Below are 9579 nucleotides of genomic sequence, written 5' to 3'. Positions count from 1 at the left end.
GGTCAGAGTAGATGTAGCCCACCAGTCCCCCGCGGTCGGAGACCTGCACCGAGCTGACATGCCCGTCGCCGGGTAGCTCAAGCTCGCGAACGTTCTCGCCGTCGCGATCCATCACCAGAATTCTCGAGCTGTCGGCGTCCTCCACTGCGACGACGAGTTTCGTGGGCGTCGCGCGGTAGTCATTGATACGCGGATGCGTGAACACCGGCACCCCGTCACCGGCAAGGTCCGTGCGGAAGATGGTGTCATCGTCCGCGGTGCGGTTGAGTAGGAACATCTCGGCCGCCGGCGTGGTGAAGACCGTCTGCAGATCGGATGCCGGTCCGCCGCCCGCGCCGACGACATCGCCGACATTGACGGTGTACTCGGTCGCATCATCGAGCGGAACCGTGAAGCGGATGCCGATGCTGCGACCCGCAGCGTCGATCGTGAACGGCACAGCAGGGCTGATCGTGACCTGCGAGGGGTCGACCTCGGCCAGCGACTGATTGGCGGTGAGGATGACCCGGCTGCCCGAGACGTCGATCGCCTCGGCGGTATCGACCTGAACGCTGTCGAGGCGCGGACCCTGGAACAGACTGATCGCGCCGAGCACCGCTCCGACGACGGCGAGGACTCCGACGACCCCCAGCAGCGTGTACAGCACGCGCCGGTCCTTCGGGGTCTTCGGCTGGGAAGCAGGGGGCGCTTCGACAGGCTCAGCGAGCAACGCTGGGGCGGCCGACGCTTCGACAGGCTCAGTGGGCGAAGGGGGCGACTCAGCGGGCGAAGCCGGGGCGGTGGCCGCACGCTCGGCCGCCTCGCGCGCGGCGCGCGCTTCGGCGCGGGTGCGCGGTGCGGGCTGAGACTCCTCAGTACTCATAGGGGTCCCCGGGTTCATCGACCGCCACGGTCGAGGTCGGGATGACGCGCAGTGAACCGTCATCGTCGGCCTTGACTGTTCCGGTGACCTCGATCCACTGCCCGGTGCCGAACTCGCCCGCGTCGACGTCGACGGGCACAGCCGCCGGCTGGGCATCGATCACGCAGTGCGTGATGATCATGCGGGTCAGGTTCACGCCGGTGTCGTCGCTGGGTGTGACGAACCCGGTGAGGGTGACGGATGCGCCGTCGTATGCCTCGGGGCGCGTCGCTGTGGCGAAGACGCTCGACCATTCCCCGATGCCGAAGGTCGTGGTGTCTGCAATGCCGAGGGTGGGGGTGTCTGCGCCGGCGAACAGTGTGCCACCGGCATCCGCTCGTGACATCGCCAGTTCCACCGACAGCGATGCGGGCGGGAGCACGAGGCCGGCGATGACGACGCCGCTGGCGACGACGCCGGCTGATACCGTGCCGACCGTCGTCAGGGTTCGATGCGGGGATGCTTCGCCCGGTTCTGCATCCGCCTGAGGTGCCGGTCCGTGATCGTGGCCGTGGTCGGATTCTTCACCCAGCGGCAGGGTGAACGACCAGACCGCGCCAGCCAGGACGACGATCGCGCCGGCGCAGGCGAACCAGATCGATTCAGGGCTGATGTAGAGGGTGAGCTGGCCGGTGATGGCAAGGCCGAGCGTGACGATCGAGATGACGACGGCGAGGCCGAGACCGAGCCAGCGTGAGGCGGCGGCGCGCAGCCGCGAGCGGGTGTGTGGATCAGCCAAAGACGTTCACCCCGATTCCGATGGCGAACGCGCTCGTCAGCACGACGGCGACCACGCCGACCAGCGTGCGGGCGGTGAAGGTGGTGCGCAGCAGAGCGAGCATCTTGATGTCGACGAGCGGTCCGACCAACAGGAAGGCGATCAGCGCGCCCGACGAGAAGGTCGACGCGAACGAGAGGGCGAAGAAGGCGTCCACGTTCGAGCAGATCGCAACCGTCATGGCGAGCGCCATCATCGCGACGATCGACAGCACGGGGTTCGAGCCGATCTCCAGCAGCACGTCGCGTGGGATGAGCACCTGCACGGCTCCGGCGAGCGCGGATCCGATCACGAGGGCGGGCATCACGGCGCGCAGTTCGACGAGGAACTGGGTGAGGCTGCGGCGGGTGGGCGTGCCGTGTTCCTGTGTGACCCGCTCACAGGTGGTCGTGAACTGCTGCGTCAGCATGGCGTCCGGCGAGGGGTGTCGGCTGTAGATCCACCCGATGAGGTTCGCGATCAGGTAGCCGCCGACGAGGCGGGCGATGAGGATGCCGCCGTCGAAGCCGAAGGCGGCATGCGTCGTGATGATGACGATCGGGTTGACGATGGGGGCGGCGATGAGGAAGGTCATCGCCTCGGCGGGCGCGAGGCCGCGCATCATGAGGCCGCGGGCAAAGGGCACGTTGCCGCACTCGCACACGGGGATCAGCATCCCCAGCAGAGACAGCACGGCACGGCGCGCCCAGCCGCGCGTGGGAAGCCAGCGGTGGATGAGATCGGGCGGCAGCCAGACCTGCACGACGATCGACAGCACGACACCGAGCACGACGAAGGGAAGAGCCTCGATCAGCACGCTGAGCGCGAGCGTCAGGCCGTCCTGCGCGCGGTCGGGAAGCGCCTTCGGGAACAGCGTCGGCGCGAACCCGTCGATGAGGAACAGCGCTGCGACGACCACGACGCCGAGCGTCAGCATCACCCACGGCGCATGCTTCGTCTCCGAGCGGTGCGTCTGCGTGCTGGTGATCACGCCGACCCTTCGGCCGCCGCGCGGCGGTTGGCGCAGGGAGTGCACAGGCCGAAGATGTCGACGACGTGCTCGGCTGCGGTGAAACCGTGGAGGGCCGCGGTGCGATGCGCCCAGGCCTCGACGTCGGTCGCTTCGATCTCGACCGTCAGTCCGCAGGACCGGCAGATCAGGTGATGATGATGTCCCTCGGTCGAGCAGGCGCGGTACAGCGCCTCGCCGTCAGGACTCTGCAGAGAATCGGCATCCCCCGACGACGCGAGCCCGGCAAGGGCACGATAGACCGTCGCCAGACCGATGCCGGTGTTCTCTTCACGAAGCGTGGCGTGCAGGGTCTGAGCGCTGACGAACCCACGCGCGTCGTCGAGCGCTTCGCGCACGCGTTCGCGCTGCCAGGTGTTCCGCTGAGCCATACCGCCGATTCTAGGCCGTTCTGCTGGCGAGGGGCTGGGTGGCCAGGTGGCATCCGCTCACGTCGCGAGGTAACCGCCGTCGACGGGAATCGAGACACCGGTGATGTATGACGCATCCGGGCTCGCCAGATACGACACAGCGGCGGCGACATCGCCGGGCTCGGCAATGCGTTGCAGCGGTATGGCACTCGCCACGCGGCGCACAGTGTCCTCGGGGTCGTCCTGCTCGGCGACCCAGTCGGCATACAGCGGCGTGTTCGTCATCCCCGGGGCCACGGCGTTCACCCGGATGTTCAGCGGAGCGAGCTCGACGGCCGCGGCTGTCGTGAGCGAGAGAATCGCCCCCTTGCTGGCCGAATAGACGCCCATCGTGGGCACGCCGATGCTCGCCAGTCGCGAGGTCACGTTGATGATCGCCCCGCCGGTGCCCTGCTCGCGCAGCACTCGGCCCGCGGCCTGCAGACAGGCGATGGTCGCGAAGGTGTTCGTCTCGAACGTCGCTCTGATCTCACTCTGCGGGGTATCGAGCAGCGGGCCGGTGTGGTCGATCGCGGCGTTGTTGACGAGCACATCCAGCCGGCCCGCGAGGCGCACGGCCTCGGCGACGAGCTCGTCGGCCGCGCCCTCGGCCGTCAGATCAGCCGCGACGAAGCGCGCCCCGAGCTCTTTCGCGACGCGTTCACCGCGTTCGACCGAGCGGCCATGCACGATAACGGTGAATCCGTCGGCCACGAGTCGGCGGGCGATCTCGGTGCCGATGCCCGAGGACGCCCCGGTGACGACGGCCACCGGCGATGCGGCATCCGCTGTGTCGGTTTCGGTCATGATGCTCCCTCCGTCGGTTTCCATCCTGGCGCGCGCAGTGCGAGCAACGCGAACGCTTCAGCGGCACGCACCAGCTCTGAGATGCTGACCCGCTCGTCCGGCTGATGCGCCTGACCGGGAAGATCCCCCGGACCGAGCACCACCGTGTCGACACCGTGGTGGCGGCAGACGAATCCACCCTCGCACGAAGCCGTCCAGACGTCCGTATCGCCCGCGCCGCCCACCTGCCTGACGACATCCTGAATGCGCCGCACGACGGGCTCGGACGGATCGATCATGAACCCCGGCATCGTCATCGCCGTCGCTCCGACCACTTCGATCACGTCGGCGCCCGGGCGTCCACGCTCACGCACGCGCTCGCGCGTCTGGGCGAGCAGCGCATCGAGCACGACATCCGGATCCTCCTCCGGCAGCGTCCGGCGGTCGATCGACACCGTGCAGCGGTCGGGCACGATCGACGTTCCGTGACCGCCCTCAATCATGCCGACATTCCACGTCGCGGCCCCGAGCACCGGATGCGGCCTGGCCGCCAACCGGGCATGATCCTCTTCGATCACGGCGAGCAGATCGGCTGCCGCGAGAATCGCACTCGCACCATCCGACGGGCGCCCCGCGTGTGCACTGTGGCCGCGGATTTCGATGTCGAAGTTCGCCGCCCCGCGGCATCCGGTGATCGTCGTCATCGATGTCGGCTCGGCGACCACGCACAGGGCATGTCGCGTCGCGGGGGCGTGCCGGATGTGGTGACGGATACCGCGGGCATCGGCCTCTTCGTCGACCGTGCACAGCACAGTGATCGGCACCTCCGGCGCCTCGGCGTGCACCGCGGCGAGCGCCACCGCGATCGCCGCGAGCCCACCCTTCATGTCGGTCACCCCGCGTCCGATGAGGTCGTCCCCGTCGCGGCGCGGCGCGAAGGGGGCGCCGCTCCACCCGACCCCGGCGGGAACGACGTCGCTGTGCCCGAGGAAGAGGACGCCGCCTTCACCGCCGTCGGCGCCGACGCGGGCGTGCAGATTCGGTCGACCCGGCTCGACGTCGTCGAGCCGCACCTCGGCTCCGGCATCCGTCAGCGCAGCGGCGAACACCCTGGCGGCGGCGTCTTCTGTGCCACCGGGATTCTCGCTCGAAGCGCGCACGAGATCTTCGGTGAGTCGGGCGACGGCTTCGCGCTCGATGCGTGCGAGCACGCGCTCTTCGAGGTTCGCATCCCGGTTCACCGCCGTGTTCGCCGTGCGCTCGCGGCTGGTCGCCGTTTGCTCGCGGTAGGTCATCATGCGCCCGCGCGACGACTGGCCACGGCGGGGGTGAGACCTGCCTGCTCGTCCAGGGCGTTTCCGAGCCGTTCCACACCCTCGGCGATGCGCTCGGGTGTCGATGTCGCAAAGCACACCCGCAGCGCGTGCCGGAACGTGCCGCTGTGCGTGAAAGCCGGGCCGGGAATGTAGGCGACGCCGTGGCGGAGGGCGATGGGAAACAGCTCTTCCGTGTCGACGTCGGCATAGCGGCCCTTCAGCGTCAGCCAGATGAAGAAGCCGCCCTCGGGATCGGTGGTCTGCACGTCGTCGCCGAAGCGTTTGCTGAGCTCGTGCCGCATGGCGATCTTGCGCTCGCGATACACCGTGCGCAGACTCGCCAGGTGGGTTTCGAGGCTGCCCTCGCCGAGGTATCCGGCGATGACGTGCTGCATCGGCATGTTCGTGCAGGTGTCCATGGCCTGCTTGGCGTTGATGGCGAGCTGGCGCAGCGCGGGGTCGAGATCGAGCCACCCGACCCGCAGGCCCGGGGCGAGCACCTTCGAGAATGTGCGCACCTGGACCACTCGCGGGTTCCCTGGGCTGAGCTGCGCGAACCCGGGAACCTGCTCGCCATCGAAGCGCAGCGCGCCATAGGGGTCGTCATCAATGATGACGGCATCCCACTGCTCGGCCAGCTCCAACAGCATCCGCCGCCGCGACTCGCTCAGCGTCGTGCCGGAGGGGTTCTGGAAGTTCGGAATCGTGTAGATCGCCTTGGGTGTCTGCCCAGCGGCCGCGACGATGTCGGGCAGATCCTCGACGATCATGCCGTGCTCATCCATCGGCGCTTCGATGATGCGGGCCTGATAGCTCGAGGCGGTGCCGATGCCGTTCGTATAGGTCGGCGCCTCGACGATGACGGCGTCGCCCGGATCGATGAGCATCTTGAACGCGATGTCGAGCCCCTGCATGCCACCGGTCGTGATCAGCAGCCGTTCGGGGTCGGTCGGCACTCCCCCGCGACGCGCGTACTCGCACACCTGATCGATGAGCTCTGGCAGCCCTTCGGTGGCGCCGTAGTCGTACGCGCCGGTGCCAGCCGACGCGAAGTGACGGGCGAAATCGGCCGACGGAATCAGGTCGGCGTTCGGCGCTCCCATCGCGAAGCGCACGATGTCGTGGGTCTGACTCGCCAGCAGCGACGTCGACGAATCGATCACCGAACCGGTGAGGCGCTCAGAGCGCGCGGCGAGGCGGATGCCCGCAATCGTCGTGTTCATCGGAACCTTCTTTCCTCGATCGTGATCAGCTCGCGCGGCGCGTGGGTGAGCACCTCGACGCCGCTGTCGGTCACGTGTATGGCCTCAGAGAGCTCGAATCCCGAATCGGCCAGCCACATGCCGGCGATCAGGTGGAAAGTCATGTTCTCTTCCAGCACGGCCTCTTCTTCGGAGCGGATGCTGACGGTGCGCTCGCCCCAGTCGGGCGGGTAGCCGATGCCGATGGAGTACCCCAGCCGCGAGGTCTTCTCGTAGCCGGCGGCCGAGATCACGCGGGTAAAAGCTGCCGAGACGTCGCGGGCGAGAACACCGGGCCGCACCATCGCGAGCGCTTCGTTGAGCCCTTCGACCGTCGACGCCGCGAGGCGCTTGAGATCTTCGGGCGGGCGCCCGATAACGACCGTGCGGGCCATCGGGGCGTGGTAGCGGCGGTGGACCCCGGCCAATTCGAGCGAGACGGGAGCGCCGACGGGCGTGGGCTCTTCCGTCCACGTCAGGTGCGGGGTGTCAGCGCCGGGTCCGGTGGGCAGCAGCGGCACGATCGCCGGGTAGTCGCCGTCGGTGCCGACGGTCCCTCGCGCCTGGGCTGCGAGGATCTCGGCGGCGACCTCGTTCTGCGGGCGCCCCGGCCACATCGCATCGACGGCGGTGCGCATGACCTCGGAGCACACGCGCCCGGCACCGCGCATGATCTCGATCTCGGCGGGCGACTTGATGAGCCTGACCCAGTTGACCAGGTCGCCGCAGTCTTCCAGCGACCACTCCGGCAGCGCTGCCGCGAACGCGAGGTAGGTGCGCACGGTGAAGAAGTGCGCCTCGCCCTCGTAGCCGACGCGCTGACGGCCGCCATGGCCGCGATCGGCGATGAGCTTTCCCGTCCAGTCGCCGGGATGCTCGGTGACATTGTGGATGAGCATCTCGGGATACCCGAAGATGTCGGATGCTGCGATGCCGGTGGCCGTGCGCCAGGCACCGTGTGCGTCCATCGCGCGCATGACCAGCGTGGGGGAACCCTCGACCGGCAGGTGCAGCACCTGCGGCGTGTAGAACGACCAGGCGTCGTAACCGGTGAGGTAGTAGAGGTTCGAGGGGTCGGCGATCAGCAGCGCGTCGAAGCCGCGCTCGGCGGCGCGGGCGCGAACGCGATCTTGTCGCGCCGAGTACTCAGAGGCGGCGAACGCGGGGGGCCGGGTCAATTGGTTCTCAGGCACCATGCTCGCTCCTTCGTGCTCGTGCGCGCGGTGGTGCTGACGAGCACTCCCGCCTCTGCGATCAGAGTAGGCTCACGCAGCGATCCCGAGGAAGGGGTCGGGGCTTGCGTATATTGTGAAGCTCACCTTAAGGATTCGAGGGGTGATGCTAGATCTGAATCGGCTCGCCATGCTGCGCGAGCTTGAGGCACGCGGTTCCATCGCGGCGGTGTCGCGCGCGATCGGCATCAGCTCGTCGGCGATCTCGCAGCAGCTCGCCAAGCTCGAAGCCGAGGTCGGCATGAAGCTTCTCGAGCCGGTGGGCCGTCAGGTGCGTCTCACCCAGGTCGGCGTCACGCTCGCGCGCCGCGCCGATGAGGTGATTCGGATGCTCGAGCAGACCGAAGCCGAGCTGGAGCAGACCAGCACGCGCGTGCAGGGCGTCGTGCGCTTCGCCTCGTTCAGCACCTTCGCGCTGCGCTATCTGCCCGAGGTGCTGCGACGTATGGCCGCTTCACACCCCGACGTCGTGGTCGAGTTCACCCAGGTCGATCCCACCGACGCCCTCAACGCCGTCACGCGCCGGCGCGCCGATCTCGCGATCACCGACGAGTACCCGCACATCCCCCGCGCCGTCGCCCCCGACATGACGCGCACGTTCCTGCTGCGCGATCCGATCGAGGTGTACGCGCCGCGTGCCGTGCAGCATCCTTCCGACCTTTCGACGAGCGCGTGGATCTTCGAACCGGCAGAGACGGATGCGGCGCTGTGGGCGACCCGCACGTGCCGCGAGGCCGGGTTCGAGCCGACGGTGCGCTTCACTTCGGCGAACCTGCGCATTCACCACAGCCTCGTTCAGGCAGGCGAAGCCGCCGCGTTTCTGCCGCGCATGCTCTTGGGCACACCCGACGACCTGCTCGACATTCCCGAGCACCCGGTCGCGTGGAGCGGGCCTGAGCTGTATCGCGACGTGTACGCCGTGACCCGCCGCGGCGGCACGATCAGACCGGCCGTGTCAGCGCTGCTGCGTCACCTCGCCGACGTCGTCGCCGACGGCACAGACCTCATCGCCGACAGTTCCGGCCTCGCCGGCGACAGTTCCGGCCTCATCGCCGACAGTTCAGGCCTCGCCGGCGACAGCACGAGTGAATAGGCTCGACGCATGCTCGATCTGCACCGGCTCGTACTGCTTCGCGAGGTCAAGCTTCGCGGAAGCATGACGGCCGCAGCCCGCGAGCTCTCATACAGCCACTCCGCCATCTCGCAGCAGCTGGCTCTGCTGGAGAAAGAGACCGGCGTCACTCTGCTCGAGAAGGTCGGTCGCGGGGTCAAGCTCACGGCGGCGGGTGAAGAGCTGGTGCGCAATGCGGATGCCATCCTCGCGGCCGTCGAGCGCGCCGAGACCGACCTCGCCTCTGCGCACTCGGTGCCGCACGGCACGGTGACCATCGCGGCGTTCGCGACCATCAGCCGCACGATCATGCCGCGTGCGCTCTCGGCGCTGGCCGCACAGTTCCCAGAACTCGACGTGCGCCTGCAGCTGTACGACCCGGAGGCGGCGATGATCCGCCTCGCTTCGCGACAGGTCGACGCCGTCATCACCGACTCGTATCCCGGCACCGAGCCGCCCACGACCGAGGGCATCACGCAGACGGTGCTGAGTGAAGAGCCGATCCGCGGCTATCTGCCAGAGGCGAGGGATGCTTCGCTCGACGCCCTGCGCACCGTGAAATGGGTCATGGAGCCGCACGGGTCGGCGGCGGCGCGATGGGCGTTGCGGGTGTGCCGCGAGCGTGGATTCGAGCCGATCGTGGCGCACGAGTCATCCGATCTGCTCTTTCACCTACGCATGGTGGAACAGGGCCTCGCGGCCGCCTTCCTGCCCGAGATGGTCGTGCGCGAAGCCGGACTGACGCTGCCTGCCAGCCCCGCGTTGCCGCTGGATCAGCGCCGCAGCGTCGTGTTTCTCGCGCGCAGCGGGACAGAG

9 protein-coding genes and 1 pseudogene are annotated in these 9579 nt (G+C 68.4%); 2 read left to right on the top strand and 8 right to left on the bottom strand.

Annotated elements, in window-relative coordinates; genetic code table 11:
• The 8 genes and pseudogenes from Q1J95_RS11275 to Q1J95_RS11240 all read right to left on the bottom strand — a co-directional run.
• Positions 1-862, bottom strand: a pseudogene (locus tag Q1J95_RS11275) (hypothetical protein); the annotation flags it as partial.
• Positions 852-1640: a TIGR03943 family protein gene (locus Q1J95_RS11270; protein WP_300267633.1), complete on the bottom strand. Its 789-nt coding sequence runs from the start codon at positions 1638-1640 to the stop codon at positions 852-854. The gene Q1J95_RS11270 and the pseudogene Q1J95_RS11275, both read right to left, overlap by 11 nt.
• Positions 1633-2595: a permease gene (locus tag Q1J95_RS11265; protein ID WP_300267634.1), complete on the bottom strand. Its 963-nt coding sequence runs from the start codon at positions 2593-2595 to the stop codon at positions 1633-1635. Before Q1J95_RS11265 ends, Q1J95_RS11270 begins: the two co-directional genes overlap by 8 nt.
• Positions 2596-2645: 50 nt before the next feature.
• A complete protein-coding gene (locus Q1J95_RS11260) occupies positions 2646-3059 on the bottom strand; it encodes a Fur family transcriptional regulator (protein ID WP_300267631.1) in 414 nt (137 codons plus the stop codon).
• Between the two features lie 57 nt (positions 3060-3116).
• Positions 3117-3884, bottom strand: coding sequence for a glucose 1-dehydrogenase (locus tag Q1J95_RS11255; RefSeq protein ID WP_300267630.1), 768 nt, complete (start codon positions 3882-3884; stop codon positions 3117-3119).
• Complete coding sequence (locus Q1J95_RS11250; protein ID WP_300267628.1) at positions 3881-5158, bottom strand: M20/M25/M40 family metallo-hydrolase; 1278 nt, start codon at positions 5156-5158, stop codon at positions 3881-3883. The genes Q1J95_RS11255 and Q1J95_RS11250 overlap by 4 nt, the downstream gene beginning before the upstream one ends.
• Positions 5158-6402 carry a PLP-dependent aminotransferase family protein gene (locus Q1J95_RS11245; protein WP_300267627.1) on the bottom strand — a complete coding sequence of 415 codons (1245 nt, stop codon included), beginning with the start codon at positions 6400-6402 and terminating at the stop codon, positions 5158-5160. Before Q1J95_RS11245 ends, Q1J95_RS11250 begins: the two co-directional genes overlap by 1 nt.
• On the bottom strand, positions 6399-7616 hold the full coding sequence (locus Q1J95_RS11240) for a M24 family metallopeptidase (protein WP_300267626.1): 1218 nt from the start codon (positions 7614-7616) through the stop codon (positions 6399-6401). The genes Q1J95_RS11245 and Q1J95_RS11240 overlap by 4 nt, the downstream gene beginning before the upstream one ends.
• Positions 7617-7758: 142 nt before the next feature.
• Between Q1J95_RS11240 and Q1J95_RS11235 the strand changes: the two genes are divergently transcribed.
• Together Q1J95_RS11235 and Q1J95_RS11230 are read left to right on the top strand one after the other, a co-directional pair.
• Positions 7759-8745, top strand: coding sequence for a LysR family transcriptional regulator (locus tag Q1J95_RS11235; protein WP_300267624.1), 987 nt, complete (start codon positions 7759-7761; stop codon positions 8743-8745).
• Positions 8746-8754: 9 nt separating this feature from the next.
• On the top strand, positions 8755-9579 hold an 825-nt coding region (locus tag Q1J95_RS11230; protein ID WP_300267622.1), incomplete at its 3' end, for a LysR family transcriptional regulator.

The organism is Microbacterium sp. (assembly GCF_029263575.1).
Lineage (GTDB): Bacteria > Actinomycetota > Actinomycetes > Actinomycetales > Microbacteriaceae > Microbacterium.
Note: the sequence above shows the minus strand (reverse complement) of the source record. Positions and strands in the feature narration are given on the sequence as shown.

Excerpts from the sequence above, each read along its gene's own strand:
- Q1J95_RS11260 (WP_300267631.1), bottom strand. The coding sequence starts at position 3,059 with ATGGCTCAGCGGAACACCTGGCAGCGCGAACGCGTGCGCGAAGCGCTC.
- Q1J95_RS11245 (WP_300267627.1), bottom strand. The coding sequence starts at position 6,402 with ATGAACACGACGATTGCGGGCATCCGCCTCGCCGCGCGCTCTGAGCGC.
- Q1J95_RS11235 (WP_300267624.1), top strand. The coding sequence starts at position 7,759 with ATGCTAGATCTGAATCGGCTCGCCATGCTGCGCGAGCTTGAGGCACGC.
- Q1J95_RS11265 (WP_300267634.1), bottom strand. The coding sequence starts at position 2,595 with ATGCTGACGCTCGGCGTCGTGGTCGTCGCAGCGCTGTTCCTCATCGAC.
- Q1J95_RS11250 (WP_300267628.1), bottom strand. The coding sequence starts at position 5,158 with ATGACCTACCGCGAGCAAACGGCGACCAGCCGCGAGCGCACGGCGAAC.
- Q1J95_RS11240 (WP_300267626.1), bottom strand. The coding sequence starts at position 7,616 with ATGGTGCCTGAGAACCAATTGACCCGGCCCCCCGCGTTCGCCGCCTCT.
- Q1J95_RS11255 (WP_300267630.1), bottom strand. The coding sequence starts at position 3,884 with ATGACCGAAACCGACACAGCGGATGCCGCATCGCCGGTGGCCGTCGTC.